This is a genomic window from Caballeronia sp. A2-2 (assembly GCF_057612605.2).
Map to the genome: position 1 here is coordinate 3,024,259 of NZ_CM172587.1, position 19,635 is coordinate 3,043,893.

The window sequence follows — 19,635 nt, forward strand, 5'->3', positions numbered from 1 at the left end:
TGAAAGGAAGGTTCGCCGCCCGACAGCGATTGCATGAAGTGACAACGCGGTAAACGGCTAGAACCTATAATTCTCGCATAGTTCAATCGGAATTCCCGCATGACGCACCTCACCCTCGCCTTCTCCACGGTCTTCACGATCGCGCTCGTCGCCATGGTGGCGACCAAGCTCTGGCTGGCCTCGCGCCAGATTCGCTATGTCGCCGCCCATCGCGACGGCGTGCCGAGCCAGTTCACCGCCGCCATTCCGCTGTCGGCGCATCAGCGCGCGGCGGATTACACGGTCGAGCGCACGCGCCTGACCATGATCGAAGTGGTGACAAGCGCGGTCGTGCTGGTCGCGCTCACGCTGCTGGGCGGCGTTCAGGCGCTCGATAACGCCATCTCGGATTCGCTCGGGCGCGGCTATCTCGGGCAGATCGCGCTGATCGGCGCGGTCGTCGTCATCACGAGCGTGATCGACTTGCCGTTCGACTACATCCGCCATTTCGTGATCGAGGAAAAGTTCGGCTTCAACCGCATGTCGAAGAAGCTGTTTTTCGTCGATCTGGTGAAGGGAACCGTGCTCGCGGCAGTCATTGGCGTGCCGCTCCTGTTGCTCACGCTCTGGCTGATGGGGCGCGCAGGCGACTTGTGGTGGCTGTGGACGTGGGCGGTCTGGGTCGCGTTCCAGTTGCTCGCGATGATCATTTATCCCACCTTCATCGCGCCGCTTTTCAACAAGTTCGAGCCGCTGAAGGACGAAGCGCTCGTCGCGCGCATCCAGAATCTGATGTCGCGCACGGGCTTTGCCGCGAAAGGCCTTTTCGTGATGGACGGCAGCCGCCGCTCGGCGCACGGCAATGCGTATTTCACGGGCTTTGGCGCGGCCAAGCGCATCGTGTTCTTCGATACGCTGCTCGCGCGCCTGTCCGGCAGCGAGATCGAAGCGGTGCTCGCGCATGAACTCGGCCACTTCAAACGCCGCCACGTCCTCAAGCTGATGGTCGTGATGTTCGGCATCAGCCTCGCCATGCTCGCGCTGCTCGGCTGGCTCAAGGAAACCGTGTGGTTCTACGAAGGACTGGGCGTGCGGCCGTCGCTCGTGGACAGCAATAACGGGCTGGCGCTCGTGCTGTTCATGCTGGTGTTGCCGGTGTTCATGTTCTTCATCACGCCCCTGGGCAGCCTCACTTCGCGCAAGAACGAATTCGAGGCCGATGCTTTCGCCGCGAGCCAGACCGATCCGAAGGATCTCGTCAACGCGCTCGTCAAGCTGTACGAGGACAACGCCTCGACGCTCACGCCCGATCCGCTCTATACCGCGTTCTATTACTCGCATCCGCCTGCTTCGCAGCGCATCGACCGATTGATGCAGCACGCCGCATGACGACGCGCGGCGCATCGCGCGGACACGGTTCGGCATCCGCTGACGCGCGGCTCAAAGGCACGGTGATCGCCGCGCACGGCCGGCACTATCTCGTCGCGCCCGACGATGGCGGCGCGATGCTCCAGTGCTTCCCGCGCGGCAAGAAAAGCGAAGTCGCCGTCGGCGATGTCGTGAGCTACGAGCAATCGTCGGCGGATCAGGGTGTGATCGTCGAGATCGGCGAGCGGCGCAATCTGCTGTATCGCTCGGATCAGTTCAAGTCGAAGCTGTTCGCGGCGAACCTCGATCAACTGCTGGTCGTGCTCGCCACGGAGCCGCATTTCAGCGAAGACCTGCTCGGGCGCGCGTTGATTTCGGCGGAAGCGCATGGGTTGGATGCGCTCATCGTGCTGAACAAGATCGACGTGGAAAGCGCGTTGCCGCTCGCACGCCAGCGGCTCGCGCCATATCGCGAACTCGGCTACATGGTGATCGAACTGTCGGCGAAGATGGCGCCCGGCGATGTGCATCCGCAACTCGATGCGCGTCTCAAGGACCGCTCGACCATCCTGCTCGGCCAGTCGGGCATGGGCAAATCCACGCTCGTCAATCTGCTGGTGCCCGACGCCGATGCCGCCACGCGCGAGATTTCGTCCGCGCTCAACAGCGGGCGTCACACCACGACGTTCACGCGGCTCTATCGCTTGCCGGAGGGCGGTTCGCTGATCGATTCGCCAGGCTTTCAGGAGTTCGGACTGCATCATCTGTCCGAAGGGCAGCTCGAACGCGCATTCGCCGATTTCCGGCCTTATCTCGGCAAATGCCGGTTCTATAACTGCCATCATCTGCATGAGCCGGGTTGCGCGGTGCTGGAAGCGGTCGAGGAAGGCAAGATTCGTCGCGAACGGCACGCGCTCTACGCGCAACTCGTTCACGAAGCCAGCCAGATCGTGCGATGAAACGCCTCACGCGCGCGCCCAATCTCATCACGGCTCATCACTGGATGAACGTGCTGACGACCGCGGGCGTGCCGTGCGAACTGCACAACCGCTACTTGAATGGCGCGATGGGGGAAATTCCGGCGGATCAGTGCGCGCCGGAAATCTGGATCAGCGACGAGCGCGACGAGACTTTGGCGCGGCGTCTGCTGGAACGCGCGAAAAATGGGCCGGATGCGAATGCCCGGCCCTGGATATGCAAACAATGCGGCGAAAGACTGGAGCCGCAGTTCACCGTTTGCTGGCAGTGTCAGACGCCGCGCGATCCGCTCGACGACTGACCTTATCGCGCTTTATCACGCCAGCCAGACGGCGATGGTGAGCATCAACAACAGCAGCATCCACAGAATGACCGCGCGCCAGACGAGGCCGACGGCGGATTGCAGCGTGCGCGGCGTGCAGTCATCGCCGACGGTGGGCGGACTGGCATCGCCGACGGCGAGCGCTTCCACGCTCAACGGCTCCGCAAGCGGTCCAGCCAGACGTGCGCCGAGTGCGCCACTGCCCGCCGCGAGCAGCACGCCTTCGTTGGCGTCCGGCCATTGGCGCGCCTGATTGCGCCACGCGTAGATCGCATCCTCGAAATTGCCGACGATGGCAAAGCCCAGCGCAGTAAGACGCGTAGGAATCCAGTCGATCACGAAGAACGCGCGCTGCGCGAAGGTGGAAAACGCGGTCGTGCGCTCGGGATTCGGCACCGACCACGCACGCGCCAGATATTCGGCAATGCAATAGAACACCGCGCCCGCCGGACCAATCGGAATCAGGAACCAGAAGAACACGCCGAACACATGCCGGTGCGACGCCACCACCGCGTGCACGAGCGTATGCCGCACGATCTCGCTGACGGGCATATCGACCGTGTCCATGCCCGTCCATTCCGTGAGGATTTCGCGCGCGCGCGGCACGTCGTCGTTATTGAGCGCGAGATGGATGTCGGTGAAATAGTGGCTGAACTGCCGGAAGCCGAGCGTGAAGTACACGATCACCACGTTCCACAGAAACGCCAGAACGAAGTTGATGCGATACAGCACGTAGTAGATCAGCCCGACCGCGAGCGTCCACGGCAACACCACGACCAGCCATGCGATGAGGCCATGCTTCTCCTTGCCCGCATCGAAACCATGTGCGGCGGAATCCGCATGATAGTGAAGCAACGACGAGATCGGATTGTGCGGCGACAGCGCGCGCACCTGTTCGATGATGAGTGCCAGCAATACGGAAAAAAAAGTCATGCGGTGCGCCGAAACAGTCGGATGAGTTCGAGTTTCGCGTAACGATAGCACAGCGCCTTATACGTCTTGCGCGCTAAGTAATCGCGCGGGTCATTACGTTGACGCGCGCTTCGCGTACCGAACGCGTCAAGCAGCGAGGAAACGATAAAAATTGCGCAACATGCCGGCCGTTGCGCCCCAAATGAAATACGGAGCGCGATTTTCGGCGGGTGCGTAAGGCATCGCAAAAAAACGACGTTCGCCGCCTTCCCAACGAAACACGCGCACTTGATGGTTGGCCGGATTCATGAGCCACGCGAGCGGCACCTCGAACATATCGGCGACTTCGCGCGAATCGGCCTTCAGCGTGAACGGTGGATGAACCAGCGCGACGACCGGCGTCACCTTGAAGCCCGTGCCCGTCAGATATTCCGGCATCGCGCCAATGACCTCGCAATGCTCCGGGTTCAGGCCGACTTCTTCCTGTGCTTCGCGCAGCGCGGTCGCGGCGGCATCGGCGTCTTCGGGCTCGCGGCGTCCGCCGGGAAAACTGATCTGGCCCGCGTGATCGGACAGATGATCGGCGCGCTGAGTCAGCAGCACGGTCAGGCCGTCCTCGCGCACGACGAGCGGCACCAGCACGGACGCCACACGCGGATCGCCGCCAATCGCCTTGACGCGCTGTTCGCGCGCTTCCTGTGTCCAGTCGAGCTCCATCTCGAATCGCGCGCGTAAGCCGTCCGGCGTCAGACGCTCGGATGGCACGGGCGGAAGGTCGTCACCCGTCGAAACGACGGGCATGCTTTCGGGTTCGAGAATGCGTGGAGTCGATGTCTTGCCGGTGGACACGGTCGGAAATTTCGCTGTCGAAGCCATGATTTGAACACACCAAAGAAAAAAGCACCCGCTTGGGGTGCTTTTTTCCGGTGCATCGACTGCCGGCTGTCTTGCGACTTACTCTGCCGTTGCTGCTGCCGAGCGGTCCTTCGTGAACAGCTTTTCCTTGATACGCGCCGACTTGCCCGAACGCTCGCGCAGGTAGTAGAGCTTTGCGCGACGGACATCGCCACGACGCTTCACGACGATGCTCGCGAGCAGCGGCGAGTACGTCTGGAACGTACGCTCGACGCCTTCACCCGAGGAAATCTTGCGAACGATGAAGTTCGAGTTCAGGCCACGATTGCGCTTGGCAATCACGACGCCTTCATAAGCCTGAACACGCTTGCGCGTGCCTTCGACCACGTTCACGTTGACGATGACCGTGTCGCCCGGCGCGAAGTCGGGGATGGTCTTCTCGCCGAGCACGCGGGCGATTTCTTCTTTCTCGAGTTGTTCAATCAGATTCATTACTGACTCCTTGTGCCATCTTGCCGAAGTTGTGTGCCTCGCGTTTCCGCTTGGATGAGGCCTCGGTAGAGGATGGGTTTGCTTCAGGCACCGATGCTTTGGCACCCACTATTCCCGCTCGTCAGCCCGAAATCTAGTCAGACTTCGATGCTTGCCTGGCGAGTTCCACGAGCCATGCCTCATCGGCACGACTCAGCATTCTGCTTTTGCGCGCCCGCTCGATCAGATCGGGCCGCTTGTCGAAGGTGTTGCGCAATGCTTCACGTCGACGCCACGCTTCGATTTCCTTGTGATGGCCGCCGAGCAGCACATCCGGCACACGCACGCCTTCGTATTCTTCCGGGCGTGTGTAGTGCGGGCAATCCAGCAAGACATCGACGAAACTATCCTGCACCGCCGATTGTGAATCGTTCAGCACGCCGGGCAACTGACGCACAACGGCATCCATAAGCGCCATGGCGGGCAATTCGCCGCCCGACAGCACGAAATCGCCGAGGCTGATTTCCTCGTCCACTTCGCGGTCGATCAGACGCTGATCGATGGCTTCATAACGGCCGCACAGCAGCACCAAACCCGGCTCCTGCGCGATCTTCATGACGCGATCGTGATCCAGCTTCGCACCTTGCGGCGACATCATGACCACGCGCGTGGACGCAATGCCCTGCTCGCGTTGCGCGGCCTTCGCGGCGGCGATCGAGTCTTCCAGCGGGCGCGCCAGCATGACCATGCCGGGGCCGCCGCCGTAAGGGCGATCGTCGATGGTGCGGTAATTGTCCGTGGTGAAATCGCGTGGATTCCAGGTCCGCAGACCAAACCGCCCCTGCTTCACCGCCCGGCTGGTAATGCCCCAGTCGGTCAGCGCGCGAAACATCTCGGGGAAGAGCGTCACGATATCGAACTGCATCGCGCTCCCGTCCCTTGACTGATGCCGTTAATAATCGGCATCCCAGTCGACGACGATACGCTTCGCCGCCCGGTCCACCGTCTTCACATACACGCCGACGAACGGAATGAGCCGCTCGCCGATGCCAGCTTTGCCTTCCGCGCCGGTAATCGGATACTCGATTCGCAGAACGGATTGCGCGCCGTTGTCGATCAGGTCCGCCACGCGGCCCAAAGCCACGCCAGCTTCGTTTTCGACATCGAGGCCGATCAGATCGACCCAGTAAAATTCGTCTTCGTCGTCGAGTTTCGGGAAGTCGCTGCGCGCGATGTGCACCGTATGCCCTTTGAGGGCGAGTGCGGCATCGCGGTCGTCGCAACCCAAAAGGCGCGCGACGATGGTGTCCGCATGCACTTTCGACTGCGCGCAACGCGCCGCCTTGACGTCGCGGCCCTTTACGAGCCACCAGCGTTTCGCGCTCAGGAGCGCGTCACCGCCTGACTGGCCTGCATGCGGCACGAGCTTGACCCAACCCTTCAGACCGTAGGCATCGGCGATGAAGCCGACTTCCACCGCGTCTTCCGGCAAGGCCTGAACCGATTCGACCGCGCCTGCCGAAACTTCCTGCACGCGCTTCTCGGATTCACGCCCCGAAACTTCAACCGCCGCCCGACGCGCGCCCGGCTTGCGGACGAACGCGCCGAATGCGGCGGCGCTGTCATCTTGCCCCGGCTTCGGCTGGCCGATGTCTTTCGATGCGCGGCTATCTTGTGGATCACGCGCGGACATCAGCGAGCCTTGGGCAGATTTCGAACGACTTTGAACAGCTTGCAAACACTTCCAGCGCCAGAAACCACTTAGGCGGCCGGTTGAGCCTGCTGCGATTGCTTGACCAGACGCTCGACGGTCGGCGACAGTTGCGCGCCAACGCCTTGCCAGTAGGTCAGGCGATCCTGAGCGATACGAAGCGATTCGCCCTTCGTCGCAACCGGATTGTAGAAGCCGACGCGCTCGATGAAGCGGCCGTCACGGCGGCTACGCGAGTCAGTGGCGACGATGTTGTAGAACGGGCGCTTCTTCGAGCCGCCACGAGCCAAGCGGATGATGACCATGCTGAAATCCTTGAAAAACCGGGGTTCGGAACAACGAGAACAGGCGATTATAGCTGGAATCCGAAGCCCTAACAAACACTTAACGCATTTTTTGCGTGCATCATACGGGGTGGTGCGAGTTTCGAAACGCGTCAGGGAGCACAAAGCACGCGCTGCGACAATGTGACTTTCTGTCGGTGCACCTGTCCGTCAGCGTAAAATGCCGGACCTGTAGTACATCGATCTCCTCTAATCTCCGCATTTGCCGATGACTTCCCCGTCCGTCGCTATACACCCCCGTTCGAAACCAGCGCCGTCGTATTTCCGTTCGAAGACGCTCACGGCGGCGCTCGCGTTCCTGTTCGGCTATATCGGGCTGCACCGCTTCTATCTGTACGGGATGCGCGACAAGTACGGATGGGCGCATATCGTCGGCATTGTCATGGGGGCGTTCGGTTATCTGCTGCTTGCCGCCACCGAGCGCACGTCGATTCTGGGCTGGGTGCTCGCGTTTCCGGGCGCGGTGTCGCTGCTTGCGGCGTTTCTTTCCGCCATCGTTTATGGGCTGCGGCCAGATGCTAAGTGGGACGCGCAGTTCAACGCGCACACGAACCGAGAGAGCGATTCCGGCTGGACAGTGATTTTCATCGTGATCTTCTCGCTGCTATTCGGCGCGTTCCTGCTCATGACCGGCCTGGCGCTTACGTTCCAGACTTACTTCGAAAGCCAGGTCGAAGCGGCAAAAACGCTGTCGCAATAAGCTAAAACAAGTCGAGTTGTGGATTCGAAGGCGGCGCGGCGGGAGGCTTCGCCGCATCAACGATACGTCGCTGAAACTCCGATATATCCAGAATCCCGCGCTGGCGCTGATTCAAGCCGAGCCGCTTCGTCGCCGTGTTGAAGCGCTGTTTGAGCATGTCGGCCCAAATGCCTTCGCCCTTCATGCGCTTGGCGAAATCCGAGTCGTAGTCTTTGCCTCCACGCATGTCGCGCACACGGCTCATCACGCGATCCGCGCGATCCGGAAAATGCGCGGCCAGCCAGTCCTTGAACAGCGGCGCGACCTCCCACGGTAGACGCAGCACGATATAACTCGCGCTCGTCGCGCCCGCCTCCACGCACGCTTCCAGCACGCGCTCCATGTCCGGTTCCGTCACGAACGGAATGACCGGCGCGATGCTCACGCCCACCGGAATGCCCGCCTGCGTGAGCATGCGAACGGTGCGCAGACGCCGCGCCGGCGTGGCCGCGCGCGGTTCGAGCGTGCGCGCGATTTCAGCATCCAACGTAGTAACAGTGATCGCGGCCATGACCTGCCCGCGCTCCGCCATGGGCGCCAGCAGATCGATATCCCGTTCGATCAGCGACGACTTGGTGATCGCCGCGAACGGATGCCCGCAGTCATGCAGGATCTCGATCACGCGCCGCGTGAGCTTCAAATCGCGCTCGACCGGCTGATAAGCATCCGTATTCACGCCCAACGCGATCGGCTCGGGCTTGTAGCTCGGCTTCGCCAGTTCGCGTTCGAGCAGTTCCCCTGCGTTGATCTTCGCGTAAATGCGACTTTCGAAATCCAGTCCCGGCGACAAACCGAGATAACTATGCGTAGGCCGCGCGAAGCAATAAATACAGCCGTGCTCGCACCCGCGATACGGATTGAGCGACACCGAAAACGGAATGTCCGGCGAGTTGTTGCGCGTGAGGATGCTCTTCGCGCGCTCCTCGAACACCTGCGTTCGTAACGGCGGCGGTCCGTCTTCAGAAATATGCAGCCAGCCGTCATCCACCCGCTCGCGCGCGTCTTTCTCATAACGGCCCTGCATGTTCGTGACCGCGCCGCGCCCTTTGTGCGGCGCAGGCGGCGCGACAGGATATTCGTGGTCGTTGGAGTCGGACATGGCGGAACGATAACGCTGAAAAAGTACTGTATAAATATACAGTATCGGCGCACGACCGCAAGCAGGAAATCACGTTTCGACAGGGATGAACAACGTCTCCTTGATCTCCTCCATCACCACATAACTTTTCGACTGCACAGCGCCCGGCAGTTGCAGAAGAATGTCTCCGAGCAGCTTTCGATAATCCGCCATCTCGCCGATGCGCGCCTTGATCAGATAGTCGAAATCGCCCGAAACGAGATGGCATTCGAGCACCTCGGGAATCTTCTGCACTTCGCGCCGGAACTGATCGAACATGTTTCCGCTCTTGTGATCCAGCGTGATCTCGACGAACACCAGCAGCGCCGCGCCCAAATGCGCCGGATTCACCCGCGCGTAATAGCCCGTGATGACGCCATCGCGCTCCATCCGCTTGACGCGCTCGATGCACGGCGTCACCGACAATCCAACCCGCTCCGCGAGGTCCTTCATCGCGATCCGGCCGTCCTGCTGAAGCGCGTTGAGAATCTTGTGATCGAGCTTATCGAGCGCGCGGACGGGATTACGCTGTGTTCTCATCGCCTTTTCCTGAAAATCGACGAAATACAATAACAAAAACTATATCGACATCAATACTATAGTCGATAACACTATTCAAACATCCGACTGCCCCGTTGATCCACTCAAACGAACGCGCAGACGGTTTCTTCGATTCAGGAAGGTATTCACATGCGTATCGTTATTCTGGGAAGCGGCGTGGTCGGTGTGACGAGCGCGTACTATCTCGCGCGCGCCGGGCACGAAGTGACGGTCATCGACCGTGAAGCCGGGCCCGCGCTGGAAACCAGTTTCGCGAATGCCGGGCAAATCTCGCCGGGCTATGCGTCGCCGTGGGCCGCGCCGGGCGTGCCGCTCAAGGCCGTGAAGTGGATGTTCGAAAAACACGCGCCGCTCGCCATCCGTCTGGACGGCACCATGAACCAGCTTCAGTGGATGTGGCAAATGCTGCGCAACTGCACGCAGGATCGTTACACGGTCAACAAGGGCCGCATGGTGCGTCTGGCCGAATACAGCCGCGACTGTTTGCAGGCGTTGCGCGCGGACACCGGCATCCACTACGAAGGCCGTACCGGCGGCACGCTGCAGCTTTTCCGCACGCAACAGCAACTCGACGGCGCGGCGAAAGACATCGCCGTGTTGAAGGATGCGAACGTGCCCTTCGAACTGCTCTCCGCGGAAGAACTTAAGCACGCCGAACCCGCGCTCGCCGCCGTGTCGCACAAGCTCACGGGCGGTCTGCGCCTGCCGAACGACGAAACCGGCGACTGCCAGATGTTCACCACGCGCCTCGCCGCGATGGCCGAAGCGCTCGGCGTCAAGTTCCGCTACAACACGTCCATCGATGCGCTCGCCATGAACAACGGCCGCGTCGCGGGCGTGCAGTGCGGCAAGGAACTTGTGCAGGCGGATTCGTATGTCGTCGCGCTCGGTTCGTATTCGCCGAGGCTGCTCGGCAATTTGTTGAAGATTCCCGTCTATCCGCTCAAGGGTTATTCGCTCACCGCGCCCATCGTCGATGCGAACCGCGCGCCGGTCTCCACGGTTCTCGACGAAACGTACAAGATCGCGATCACGCGCTTCGACGACCGTATTCGCGTGGGCGGCATGGCGGAGATCGTGGGTTACGACAAGGCGCTGAAGCAAGCGCGCCGCGAGACGCTCGAAATGTGCGTCAACGACCTGTTCCCCGGCGGCGGCGATACGGCCAGCGCCACGTTCTGGACCGGCCTGCGTCCGATGACGCCGGACGGCACGCCCATCGTCGGCCGCACGCCGGTGCCGAATCTGTTCCTCAACACCGGTCACGGCACGCTCGGCTGGACGATGTCGTGCGGTTCCGGCCAGTTGCTCGCCGATGTGATGTCGGGCACGCAACCCGCCATCCGCGCGGACGATTTGTCGGTGCATCGTTATTTCGGCGATGCGGGCGTGAAGGCGCGTCCGGGCTACGCGAACGCGTAATCCGAACAAAGGCGCTCTCGGGCGCCTTTGTCGTTCCTAGAACTGATCTTCGCTCAACGCCAGCACGCCTTCCTTCCCGTTCGCGCTGACAATCGAAGCCTCGATGGCCGGTGCGTGCGACAGAATGTGCTCGGCGTAAAACTCCGCCGTCGCGATCTTGGCCGTATGAAAGCGCTCGTCTTCGCCGCGCTTCGCGTGTGAGACGAGCATCGCGCGCGCCATTTGCCAGCCTGCCAGCACGGTTCCAGCCAGACGCAGATACGGCACGCTGCCCGCGAACACCGCGTTCGGATCGCTCTTGAACTTCGCGACGATAAACTCGATCGCGCGCGCCAGCGACAAACTCCCCGCGCTCAAGTGCCGATGCATCGACTTGAACGCCTGCCCTTCCACATCCGACAGCGCGACGATGGTCTGATCGATCTGCGCGAGCAGCGCCTGCGCCGCGCGTCCGCCATCGCGCACGGTCTTGCGGCCGATCAGATCGTTCGCCTGAATGGCCGTGGTGCCTTCGTAGATCGGCAGAATGCGTGCATCGCGATAATGCTGCGCCGCGCCGGTTTCCTCGATGAAACCCATCCCGCCATGCACCTGCACGCCGAGACTCGCGACATCGACGGACATCTCCGTGCTGAAGCCCTTCACGATCGGCACCAGATATTCGTAGATCGCCTGATGACTTTTGCGCGCGTCCTCATCCGCGTGGCCGTGCGCCAGATCGCTGTGCGATGCCGCGACATACGCCAGCGCCCGCGCGCCTTCGGTATAGGCACGCATGGTCGCGAGCATGCGCCGCACGTCCGGGTGATGAATGATCGTTACCGGCTCTTTCGCGCTGCCATCGACCGGACGGCTTTGCACGCGCTCTTTCGCATACGAAACCGCCTGCTGATACGCGCGCTCCGCCACCGCGACGCCCTGCATGCCGACCGCGAAGCGCGCCGCGTTCATCATGATGAACATGTATTCGAGCCCGCGATTTTCCTCGCCGATCAGATGCCCGATCGCGCCGCCGTGATCGCCGAATTGCAGCACGGCGGTCGGGCTCGCCTTGATGCCGAGCTTGTGTTCGATCGACACGCAATGCACGTCGTTGCGCGCGCCGAGCGAGCCGTCATCGTTGACTAAAAACTTCGGCACGATGAAAAGCGAGATGCCCTTCACGCCTTCGGGCGCATCCGGCGTGCGCGCGAGCACGAGATGGACGATGTTCTTCGCCATGTCGTGCTCGCCATAGGTGATGAAAATCTTCGTGCCGAAGATCTTGAAGCTGCCGTCGCCCTGCGGTTGCGCGCGCGTGCGCACCAGCGCGAGATCGGAGCCCGCTTGCGGCTCGGTGAGGTTCATCGTGCCGGTCCATTCGCCTTCGATGAACTTCGGCAGATAGCGCGCCTTCTGCTCGTTGCTGCCTGCGGTGAGCAGCGCTTCGATGGCGCCATCGGTCAGCAACGGACACAGCGCGAAAGATAAGTTCGCCGCGTTGAGCATTTCCATGCACGGCGTCGCGATGAGCTTCGGCAAGCCCTGACCGCCAAATTCCGTCGAATGCACGACGCCTTGCCAGCCGCCTTCCGCGAACTGCCTGAACGCGTCCTTGAAACCGGGCGTGGTGGTGACTTCGCCGTTCGCCCACGTGCTCGGCTGACGATCTCCCGTGACGTTCAGCGGCGCGACCACTTCGCCGCAAAAGCGCGCAGCTTCCTCGATGACGGCCTGCGCGGTGTCGATGCCCGCATCTTCATGACCGGGCAACGCGGCGATGCGCTCGATGTCCGCGAGTTCCTTCATCACGAACAGCATGTCCTTGACCGGGGCGTTGTAGCTCATTGTTCGTCTCCTTCCAGTTCAGATGAAAAAGAAGGGGCGCAACCCTCGTCACGCCCCTTCTCTCACACGCCGATTCCTTCAGCCGCCCGCGTCAGCCGAGTTCCTTCACCAGTTCCGGCACGACCGAAAACAGGTCGCCGACCAGACCATAATCCGCGACGCTGAAAATGGGCGCTTCGGCATCCTTGTTGATCGCGACGATGACCTTGCTGTCCTTCATCCCGGCCAAGTGCTGAATCGCGCCCGAGATGCCGACGGCCACGTACAACTGCGGCGCGACGATCTTGCCCGTCTGACCGACTTGATAATCGTTCGGCACATAACCCGCATCGACCGCCGCACGCGATGCGCCCAGCGCCGCGCCCAACTTATCGGCCAACGGTTCGAGCGTCGCCGTGTAGTTCTCGCCGCTGCCCAACCCGCGCCCGCCCGACACGATGATGTGCGCGCTCGTCAGTTCAGGCCGATCCAGCTTCGTGACTTCGCGGCTGACGAACGACGAGATGCCCGCATCCGCCGCCGCTTCGATTTTTTCGACCGATGCGCTGCCGCCTTCCGCCGCGACCGGATCGAAACCCGTCGCGCGCACGGTGATGACCTTGATCGGATCGCCCGATTGCACGGTGGCAATTGCGTTGCCCGCGTAGATCGGGCGCTCGAACGTGTCCGCGCTATCGACGGCGGTGATGTCGCTGATCTGCGCGACATCGAGATGCGCCGCGATACGCGGCGCGATGTTCTTGCCGTAAGCCGTGGCGGGCGCGAGGATATGCGTGTAATCCTTCGCGATATTCAGCACCGTGCCTTCGATATTCTCAGCCAGCCCTTCGGCGAGTTGAGGCGCATCGGCCAGCAGGACTTTCGACACGCCCGCGATCTTCGCCGCCGCATCCGCCGCGCCTTGCGCGTTCGAACCCGCGACCAGCACATGCACATCGCCGCCGATCTTCGCCGCCGCCGCCACCGTGTTCAACGTCGCCGCCTTGATCGACGCGTTGTCGTGTTCTGCAATTACGAGAGTCGTCATGTTCAGATCACCTTCGCTTCGTTCTTCAGCTTCTGGACCAGCGTGCTCACGTCCGGCACCGTGATGCCCGCGCTGCGCTTCGGCGGCTCGACGACCTTCAGCGTCTTCAGGCGCGGCGTGACGTCCACGCCGAGGTCGGCCGGCTTCACCGTCGTGAGCGGCTTCTTCTTCGCCTTCATGATGTTCGGCAGCGTCACATAGCGCGGCTCGTTCAGGCGCAGATCGGTGGTAATCACCGCCGGGAGCTTCAAAGAAAGCGTTTCCGCGCCGCCATCGACTTCGCGCGACACGGTGGCTTTGCCATCCGCGACGACGACTTTCGAGGCGAACGTCGCTTGCGGCAGACCTGCAAGAGCAGCAAGCATCTGACCGGTCTGATTCGAGTCGTCATCGATGGCCTGCTTGCCGAGGATCACCAGTTCCGGCTTCTCCTGATCGACCAGCGCCTTCAGCAGCTTGGCGACGGCCAGCGGTTGCAGTTCATCGGCGGATTCGACGAGGATGGCGCGATCCGCGCCAATGGCCAGCGCCGTGCGCAGCGTTTCCTGACATTGCGTGACGCCGCACGACACCGCGATCACTTCGGTGGCGACGCCCGCTTCCCTCAGACGAACCGCCTCTTCCACAGCGATTTCGTCGAACGGGTTCATCGACATCTTCACATTGGCGATATCGACACCCGTGTTGTCCGATTTCACGCGGACCTTGACGTTGTAGTCGACCACGCGCTTGACTGGCACCAGAATTTTCATCCACACGCTCCAAAGTTACGAATACGTCAACCCAGCGTCATTATACGAGCGACGCGAGCGGGCTTCCCCCCGCCGAAACGGGTAGTCCGGCTCGTCGTGCAGTCGGTATATAGGTATAGGCCGAAATTTTATCGAACGATCGTTCGCATTGCATTCCCGGAAAACCCTCGCTCACCACGCTGTGATGACCGCGCCCGCGTATTTCCCGTCGATGAACTGCTTCACTTCCGGCGAGTGGTACGCCGCGACGAGCTTCGCAACCCACGGCTTGTCCTTGTCGGCCGCACGAATCGCGATGACGTTCGCATACGGACCGTGCGGATCTTCGATGGCAATGGCATCGCTCTTGGGCTTCAGGCCCGCTTCCATCGCGAAGTTCGTGTTGATCGCGGCGGCATCGACATCGGCGAGCAAGCGCGGGATTTGCGCGGCATCGAGTTCGACGATCTTCAGCTTCTTCGGATTCTCGGCGATATCGAGCGGCGTTGCCTTGAGGCCCGCATCGGCGCGCAGCTTGATGAGCCCGATCTTTTGCAGCAGAAGCAGCGCGCGCCCGCCGTTGGTCGGATCGTTCGGCGATGCGCGCGCCCGGCTGCAACTCCGACAGCGACTTGAGCTTCTTCGAATAGATGCCCATCGGGAACGTGACCGTGTCGGCCACCTTGATGAGCTTGTAGCCGCGATCCTTCACTTGCGCATCCAGATACGGCAGATGTTGATAACTGTTGGCATCGAGATCGCCCGCGGCAAGCGCGGCGTTCGGCTGCACATAGTCGGAGAACTCGACCACGGTGATCTTCAGGCCGTTCTTCGCGGCGACCTGCTTCACCACGTCCATGATCTGCGCGTGCGGGCCGCCCGTCACGCCGACCTTGATGCTGTCGTCGGCAAACGCGTTGAAGCTGATGAGAGCCGTGCTCAGGAATGCCGCGGCCAACTTGAAGACGAATCGACGTTGCATGATTTTCCGAAGGTTTATTTGTGACTCAGACGCCGCACGAGCCAGTCGCCGAAGGACTGCACGAGCTGCACGAACACGATCAGGATGACGACCACCGTCAGCATGACTTCCGGCAGAAAGCGCTGATAGCCGTAGCGGATGCCGAGATCGCCCAGACCGCCGCCGCCGATCGCGCCCGCCATCGCCGAATAGCCGACCAGCGAGACGAAGGTGATCGTCAGACCCGCGACGATGCCCGGCAGCGATTCCGGCAACAGCACCTTGAAGACGATCTGACGCGTGGTCGCGCCCATCGCCTGCGCGGCTTCGATCAGACCGCGATCCACCTCGCGCAACGCCGTCTCGACGAGCCGCGCGATGAACGGCGCCGCCGCGATGGTCAACGGCACGACCGCCGCCGCCGTCCCGATGGACGAACCGACCACCAGCCGCGTGAACGGAATCACCGCGACCAGCAGGATGATGAACGGCGTCGAGCGCACCGCATTCACGACGCCGCCGAGCACGCGATTCACCGCGAGATTGCGCAGCACGCCATCGCGATCGGTCAGATAGAGCAGCACGCCGAGCGGCAACCCGAGCGCCGCGCCGATGAGTCCCGAGATGCCGACCATCACCAGCGTTTCCCAGAACGACTGCACGAACATGTCGAACATTTCACTCAACATGGGACAACTCCTCCACCACCACGCCTTGCGTGCGCAAATAAACGATCGCTTCCGCGACCTTCGCCGGTTGACCGCCCGCGAGCACCGCGAGCGAGCCGAACGCCTGCCCCTGAATCTCGTCGATCTGACCGTGCAGGATGTTGAAGTCCAGCTCGTAGCGGCGGATGGTCTCGGAGAGAATCGGCTGATCGACGCCCGAGCCGGTGAAGGCGAGCCGCAGCAGATGGCCGCCGCTTTTCAGGCGCTCGGCCACGCGCACCTTGAGAGCGGGCGGCAACTCGTGCGCGATGACATCGCCGATCAGCGCGCGCGTGACTTCGTGGTGCGGCTGCATGAAGACATCGACGACGCGGCCTTCTTCGACCACGCGCCCCGCATCGAGCACCGCGACGCGATCGCATACTTGCTTGATGACATCCATCTGATGCGTGATGAGCACGATGGTCAGGCCGAGTTCGCGATTGATCTTGCGCAGCAGGTCGAGAATGGCGCGCGTGGTTTCGGGATCGAGCGCGGAGGTCGCTTCATCGGACAGCAGCACTTTCGGCTTGCTCGCCAGCGCCCGCGCAATGCCCACGCGCTGTTTCTGCCCGCCGCTGATCTGCGCGGGATATTTGTCCTTGTGCGCCGTCAGCCCGACGAGATCGAGCAGCGGCAACACGGTTTCGGCGATCTCTGCGCGTTTCTTGCCCGCGAGTTCGAGCGGCAGCGCGACGTTGTCGAACACCGTGCGCGAGGACAGCAAATTGAAATGCTGAAAGATCATGCCGATGTCACGGCGCGCGGCGCGCAGGTCGTCGCGGCCGAGCGTCATGAGATCGCGTCCATCGACGACGACGTTGCCTTCGTTCGGACGCGTCAGCAGATTGATCGTGCGCACCAGCGTGCTTTTGCCCGCCCCGCTCCGCCCGATGATGCCGAACACTTCGCCGGCGGGAATCGTCAGATTGACGTTGTGCAGCGCTTCGACCCAGCCTGTGGGGCCGGGGAAGCGCTGTGAGAGATTGCTTAGTTGGATCATTCGCGGATCATTCGTCGATCGTGCATCGCGCGCAGAAACGCAAACGGCGGACGCAGTGCCCAGGTGCATTGCACCCGCGCCACCGGCCGCCGCTGATTCTGCTCGCTTGTTCAGAGTGATCCCGGATTTTACAGGACGGGCTTCATTCCCTCATATAATGATTCCTGCTGTTTTCATAACCGGATGCAATTTAGAGGCGCATTTCTCAGCGCTCAAATCTCCGCCAACACCCGCAAATGCGCGACCACGCTCCGTCCGAGCGCTGACAAGTTATAACCGCCTTCCAGACAACTCACGATGCGCCCCTGCGCGTGACGCAACGCCACCGTGCGAACTTGCTGCGTGATCCACGCGTAGTCATCTTCAACGAGTCCCATGTTCGCCATGTCGTCTTCGCGATGCGCGTCGAATCCGGCGGACACGAAGATCATCTGCGGCTTGAATTCTTCCAGACGCGGCAGCCACAGCATATCGACCACTTCGCGCACCGCCATGCCTTTCGTGCGCGCGGGCAACGGCACGTTGACCATGTTCGACGCGTGATTCTCCGCGCCTGAAAACGGATAGAACGGATGCTGAAAGAAGCTGCACATCAGCACGCGCGGGTCGCCTGCGAATGCGGCCTCGGTGCCGTTCCCGTGATGCACGTCGAAATCCACGATGGCCACGCGCTCCAGTCCATGCACGTGCAACGCGTGACGCGCGGCAATCGCGACGTTGTTGAAGAGGCAGAAGCCCATCGCGCGAGCGGGTTCGGCGTGATGGCCCGGCGGGCGCACGCTGCAAAACGCGTTGTCGTAGCGCCCGGCGATGACGGCATCCGTGGCCGCGATGGCCGCGCCCGCTGCGCGCAACGCCGCGCGATAGGACTCGGGGCACATCGACGTATCCGGGTCCAGCTCGCTGCGGCCATGCTCTGGCGTGCGGCTTTTGAGGTAGTCGATATGCGCCTGCGTATGCACGCGCGCAAGCTGATATTCCTGCGCGAGCGGCGCTTCTTCACGTCCGATGAGTGAATCGATACGGCTCGCGATCAACTGATCTTCGATGGCCTGCAAACGCGCCGGACACTCGGGATGATATTCGCCGTTGTCGTGGCGCAGGCAGTCGGGGTGGGAATAAAAGCCGGTGGCCATGATGTCTCGCAATGCCGCTGTTTAATCGGCTTTCGTCTCGTGTTTTTTCGTCATACGCGACCATGACGCGCGCGTTTGACGTTAAGTTACCACATCGCCCCGAGCCGCCGTCTGGCGTGCCGCTTCGGTCAGTAAGGGCGCGAGGCGTCGGTTATACTGCCCCGACGCCTCGCCGGTCGTCCGTCGCTGTTCATGCATCGCTGCTGCGTCCATCGGGACCATTGCGGGACGCTGCATGACATCCGCGCGATCCCTTCAAACGTCAATAATCGGCAGCGCACCTTCGCCCCAACCACGCACACTATGACTTTTCTGTTCGCTTCGCCCGGAAACTCGTTCAAGCCATTGCGCCGCGCCTGTCTTCTCACGCTCGTCTGCGCGCTCGGCGCGACTGCGGGCAATCGCGTTTTCGCGCAGTCGCAGCAACCGCAGACCGCGACGCCGCAAGGACAGGACTTCGAAGAAGAAATCATTCCGCAGCGCTACACGAACAATCCCAACGTCGATGCGTTCATCAACGACATGGTGGCGCGCTACGATTTCGATCCGGCCATGCTGCACGACCTGTTCGGCCGCGTGAGTTATTCGGCGACGGCGGCGAAGCTCGTGCTGCCCTCGCCCACGCCGCAAGCGAAGAACTGGAAGGCGTATCAGGCGCGCTTCATCGAGCCGGTGCGCATCAACGCGGGCGTGAAGTTCTGGCGCGCGAATCAGGTTACCTTGCAGCGCGCGAGCGAACAGTATGGCGTGCCGCCTGAGGTGATCGTGGGCATCATCGGCGTGGAGACGATTTACGGGCGATACATGGGCAACTTCCGCGTGCTCGATGCGCTCACCACGCTCACGTTCGACTATCCGAACACGCCGAACCGTGCCGAACGCATGGTGACGTTCCGCAAGAATCTCGAAGACTTCCTCGTGTGGACGCGCGATTCGCAGATCGAGCCGACTTCCGTGCTCGGTTCGTACACGGGCGCGATCGGCATTCCGCAGTTTCTGCCGAGCAGCATCGTTCAATACGCGGTGGATTACGACAACAACAGCCGCATCGATTTGCGCAACAGCCCGGCGGATGCCATCGGCAGCGTCGCGAATTATCTGAAGCAGAACGGATGGGAGACGGGTCGGCCGGTGGTGTGGCGGATCGCGCCGGACGAAGGCAGCCAGGGTATCGCGCAGGCCGCGGCCGATGGTCAGGCGGAGCTGCATTGGTCGCTCGCGCAGTTGACCAAAGCGGGCATGCTGCTGAGCGAGCCGGGGCTCAATATCGATGCCGAAGCGGCGACGCCGCTCACGGTGGTCGATCTACCCACGCCGGGAATGGCGACGCAGTACACGCTTGGGCTGAAGAACTTCTATGTGCTCACGCGGTATAACCGCAGCTTCTTTTATGCGCTGGCGGTTTATCAGTTGGGTGAGGCGGTGAAGGCTAGGATGCAGGCGGGGGCGCAGTAAGCAAGACGC

At 61.9% G+C, this 19,635-nt stretch carries 20 protein-coding genes and 1 pseudogene; 6 read left to right on the plus strand and 15 right to left on the minus strand.

Going from position 1 to position 19,635, the window contains the following annotated elements:
• Positions 1-99 precede the first annotated feature (99 nt).
• Genes ACZCWR_RS14360 through ACZCWR_RS14370 form a run of 3 tightly spaced genes read left to right on the plus strand, consistent with a single transcriptional unit; the run spans position 100 to position 2,626 of the window.
• Complete coding sequence (locus ACZCWR_RS14360; RefSeq protein WP_487301397.1) at positions 100-1,368, plus strand: M48 family metallopeptidase; 1,269 nt, start codon at positions 100-102, stop codon at positions 1,366-1,368.
• Positions 1,365-2,306: a ribosome small subunit-dependent GTPase A gene (rsgA, locus tag ACZCWR_RS14365; protein ID WP_487301398.1), complete on the plus strand. Its 942-nt coding sequence runs from the start codon at positions 1,365-1,367 to the stop codon at positions 2,304-2,306. Before ACZCWR_RS14360 ends, rsgA begins: the two co-directional genes overlap by 4 nt.
• The gene (locus ACZCWR_RS14370) at positions 2,303-2,626 is read left to right on the plus strand and encodes a putative signal transducing protein (RefSeq protein ID WP_487301399.1); all 324 of its coding nucleotides are present in this window, start codon (positions 2,303-2,305) and stop codon (positions 2,624-2,626) included. The genes rsgA and ACZCWR_RS14370 overlap by 4 nt, the downstream gene beginning before the upstream one ends.
• Positions 2,627-2,641: 15 nt before the next feature.
• On the opposite strand, the gene ACZCWR_RS14375 is transcribed toward ACZCWR_RS14370, so the two are convergent.
• From ACZCWR_RS14375 to rpsP, 6 genes are all read right to left on the minus strand, one after another.
• Positions 2,642-3,580: a CobD/CbiB family protein gene (locus tag ACZCWR_RS14375; protein WP_487301400.1), complete on the minus strand. Its 939-nt coding sequence runs from the start codon at positions 3,578-3,580 to the stop codon at positions 2,642-2,644.
• 126 nt (positions 3,581-3,706) lie between these two features.
• The gene (locus ACZCWR_RS14380; protein WP_487301401.1) at positions 3,707-4,435 is read right to left on the minus strand and encodes a CoA pyrophosphatase; all 729 of its coding nucleotides are present in this window, start codon (positions 4,433-4,435) and stop codon (positions 3,707-3,709) included.
• Between the two features lie 78 nt (positions 4,436-4,513).
• On the minus strand, positions 4,514-4,906 hold the full coding sequence (gene rplS, locus ACZCWR_RS14385; protein WP_487301402.1) for a 50S ribosomal protein L19: 393 nt from the start codon (positions 4,904-4,906) through the stop codon (positions 4,514-4,516).
• Between the two features lie 133 nt (positions 4,907-5,039).
• Positions 5,040-5,810, minus strand: coding sequence for a tRNA (guanosine(37)-N1)-methyltransferase TrmD (gene trmD / locus ACZCWR_RS14390; RefSeq protein ID WP_487301403.1), 771 nt, complete (start codon positions 5,808-5,810; stop codon positions 5,040-5,042).
• A gap of 27 nt (positions 5,811-5,837) precedes the next feature.
• Positions 5,838-6,578: a ribosome maturation factor RimM gene (gene rimM / locus ACZCWR_RS14395; protein ID WP_487301404.1), complete on the minus strand. Its 741-nt coding sequence runs from the start codon at positions 6,576-6,578 to the stop codon at positions 5,838-5,840.
• 68 nt (positions 6,579-6,646) lie between these two features.
• Positions 6,647-6,901 (minus strand): 30S ribosomal protein S16, encoded by a 255-nt coding sequence (gene rpsP, locus ACZCWR_RS14400; RefSeq protein ID WP_035925539.1) that lies wholly within the window; start codon positions 6,899-6,901, stop codon positions 6,647-6,649.
• 247 nt (positions 6,902-7,148) lie between these two features.
• Here rpsP and ACZCWR_RS14405 point away from each other — a divergent pair, with 247 nt between their 5' ends.
• Positions 7,149-7,640: a TM2 domain-containing protein gene (locus ACZCWR_RS14405; protein ID WP_487301405.1), complete on the plus strand. Its 492-nt coding sequence runs from the start codon at positions 7,149-7,151 to the stop codon at positions 7,638-7,640.
• Position 7,641: 1 nt separating this feature from the next.
• Here the strand turns inward: ACZCWR_RS14405 and ACZCWR_RS14410 are convergent, their stop codons facing one another.
• Together ACZCWR_RS14410 and ACZCWR_RS14415 are read right to left on the minus strand one after the other, a co-directional pair.
• Positions 7,642-8,778: a PA0069 family radical SAM protein gene (locus tag ACZCWR_RS14410; protein WP_487301406.1), complete on the minus strand. Its 1,137-nt coding sequence runs from the start codon at positions 8,776-8,778 to the stop codon at positions 7,642-7,644.
• 69 nt (positions 8,779-8,847) lie between these two features.
• On the minus strand, positions 8,848-9,336 hold the full coding sequence (locus ACZCWR_RS14415) for an Lrp/AsnC ligand binding domain-containing protein (protein WP_487301407.1): 489 nt from the start codon (positions 9,334-9,336) through the stop codon (positions 8,848-8,850).
• A 150-nt stretch (positions 9,337-9,486) separates the two neighbouring features.
• On the opposite strand from ACZCWR_RS14415, the gene ACZCWR_RS14420 reads away from it, so the two are divergent.
• Complete coding sequence (locus ACZCWR_RS14420; RefSeq protein WP_487301408.1) at positions 9,487-10,779, plus strand: D-amino acid dehydrogenase; 1,293 nt, start codon at positions 9,487-9,489, stop codon at positions 10,777-10,779.
• A gap of 36 nt (positions 10,780-10,815) precedes the next feature.
• Here the strand turns inward: ACZCWR_RS14420 and ACZCWR_RS14425 are convergent, their stop codons facing one another.
• The 7 genes and pseudogenes from ACZCWR_RS14425 to ACZCWR_RS14455 form a co-directional block, all read right to left on the minus strand.
• The gene (locus tag ACZCWR_RS14425) at positions 10,816-12,606 is read right to left on the minus strand and encodes an acyl-CoA dehydrogenase (RefSeq protein WP_487301409.1); all 1,791 of its coding nucleotides are present in this window, start codon (positions 12,604-12,606) and stop codon (positions 10,816-10,818) included.
• Between the two features lie 91 nt (positions 12,607-12,697).
• Positions 12,698-13,633, minus strand: coding sequence for an electron transfer flavoprotein subunit alpha/FixB family protein (locus ACZCWR_RS14430; protein WP_487301410.1), 936 nt, complete (start codon positions 13,631-13,633; stop codon positions 12,698-12,700).
• 2 nt (positions 13,634-13,635) lie between these two features.
• A complete protein-coding gene (locus tag ACZCWR_RS14435; protein WP_487301411.1) occupies positions 13,636-14,385 on the minus strand; it encodes an electron transfer flavoprotein subunit beta/FixA family protein in 750 nt (249 codons plus the stop codon).
• Positions 14,386-14,556: 171 nt separating this feature from the next.
• Positions 14,557-15,346 (minus strand): annotated as a pseudogene (locus ACZCWR_RS14440) (MetQ/NlpA family ABC transporter substrate-binding protein).
• Positions 15,347-15,360: 14 nt separating this feature from the next.
• Positions 15,361-16,014, minus strand: coding sequence for a methionine ABC transporter permease (locus ACZCWR_RS14445; protein WP_487301412.1), 654 nt, complete (start codon positions 16,012-16,014; stop codon positions 15,361-15,363).
• Complete coding sequence (locus ACZCWR_RS14450; protein WP_487301413.1) at positions 16,004-17,035, minus strand: methionine ABC transporter ATP-binding protein; 1,032 nt, start codon at positions 17,033-17,035, stop codon at positions 16,004-16,006. The genes ACZCWR_RS14445 and ACZCWR_RS14450 overlap by 11 nt, the downstream gene beginning before the upstream one ends.
• 212 nt (positions 17,036-17,247) lie before the next feature.
• Positions 17,248-18,171 carry a histone deacetylase family protein gene (locus tag ACZCWR_RS14455; RefSeq protein WP_487301414.1) on the minus strand — a complete coding sequence of 308 codons (924 nt, stop codon included), beginning with the start codon at positions 18,169-18,171 and terminating at the stop codon, positions 17,248-17,250.
• A 303-nt stretch (positions 18,172-18,474) separates the two neighbouring features.
• Between ACZCWR_RS14455 and mltB the strand changes: the two genes are divergently transcribed.
• Entirely contained in the window at positions 18,475-19,626 is a 1,152-nt protein-coding gene (gene mltB / locus ACZCWR_RS14460; RefSeq protein ID WP_487301415.1) for a lytic murein transglycosylase B, read from the plus strand.
• Positions 19,627-19,635: the final 9 nt, after the last annotated feature.

Coding starts and splice junctions, on each gene's coding strand:
- ACZCWR_RS14360 (WP_487301397.1), top strand. CDS start 100: ATGACGCACCTCACCCTCGCCTTCTCCACGGTCTTCACGATCGCGCTC.
- rsgA (WP_487301398.1), top strand. CDS start 1,365: ATGACGACGCGCGGCGCATCGCGCGGACACGGTTCGGCATCCGCTGAC.
- ACZCWR_RS14370 (WP_487301399.1), top strand. CDS start 2,303: ATGAAACGCCTCACGCGCGCGCCCAATCTCATCACGGCTCATCACTGG.
- ACZCWR_RS14375 (WP_487301400.1), bottom strand. CDS start 3,580: ATGACTTTTTTTTCCGTATTGCTGGCACTCATCATCGAACAGGTGCGC.
- ACZCWR_RS14380 (WP_487301401.1), bottom strand. CDS start 4,435: ATGGCTTCGACAGCGAAATTTCCGACCGTGTCCACCGGCAAGACATCG.
- rplS (WP_487301402.1), bottom strand. CDS start 4,906: ATGAATCTGATTGAACAACTCGAGAAAGAAGAAATCGCCCGCGTGCTC.
- trmD (WP_487301403.1), bottom strand. CDS start 5,810: ATGCAGTTCGATATCGTGACGCTCTTCCCCGAGATGTTTCGCGCGCTG.
- rimM (WP_487301404.1), bottom strand. CDS start 6,578: ATGTCCGCGCGTGATCCACAAGATAGCCGCGCATCGAAAGACATCGGC.
- rpsP (WP_035925539.1), bottom strand. CDS start 6,901: ATGGTCATCATCCGCTTGGCTCGTGGCGGCTCGAAGAAGCGCCCGTTC.
- ACZCWR_RS14405 (WP_487301405.1), top strand. CDS start 7,149: ATGACTTCCCCGTCCGTCGCTATACACCCCCGTTCGAAACCAGCGCCG.
- ACZCWR_RS14410 (WP_487301406.1), bottom strand. CDS start 8,778: ATGTCCGACTCCAACGACCACGAATATCCTGTCGCGCCGCCTGCGCCG.
- ACZCWR_RS14415 (WP_487301407.1), bottom strand. CDS start 9,336: ATGAGAACACAGCGTAATCCCGTCCGCGCGCTCGATAAGCTCGATCAC.
- ACZCWR_RS14420 (WP_487301408.1), top strand. CDS start 9,487: ATGCGTATCGTTATTCTGGGAAGCGGCGTGGTCGGTGTGACGAGCGCG.
- ACZCWR_RS14425 (WP_487301409.1), bottom strand. CDS start 12,606: ATGAGCTACAACGCCCCGGTCAAGGACATGCTGTTCGTGATGAAGGAA.
- ACZCWR_RS14430 (WP_487301410.1), bottom strand. CDS start 13,633: ATGACGACTCTCGTAATTGCAGAACACGACAACGCGTCGATCAAGGCG.
- ACZCWR_RS14435 (WP_487301411.1), bottom strand. CDS start 14,385: ATGAAAATTCTGGTGCCAGTCAAGCGCGTGGTCGACTACAACGTCAAG.
- ACZCWR_RS14445 (WP_487301412.1), bottom strand. CDS start 16,014: ATGTTGAGTGAAATGTTCGACATGTTCGTGCAGTCGTTCTGGGAAACG.
- ACZCWR_RS14450 (WP_487301413.1), bottom strand. CDS start 17,035: ATGATCCAACTAAGCAATCTCTCACAGCGCTTCCCCGGCCCCACAGGC.
- ACZCWR_RS14455 (WP_487301414.1), bottom strand. CDS start 18,171: ATGGCCACCGGCTTTTATTCCCACCCCGACTGCCTGCGCCACGACAAC.
- mltB (WP_487301415.1), top strand. CDS start 18,475: ATGACTTTTCTGTTCGCTTCGCCCGGAAACTCGTTCAAGCCATTGCGC.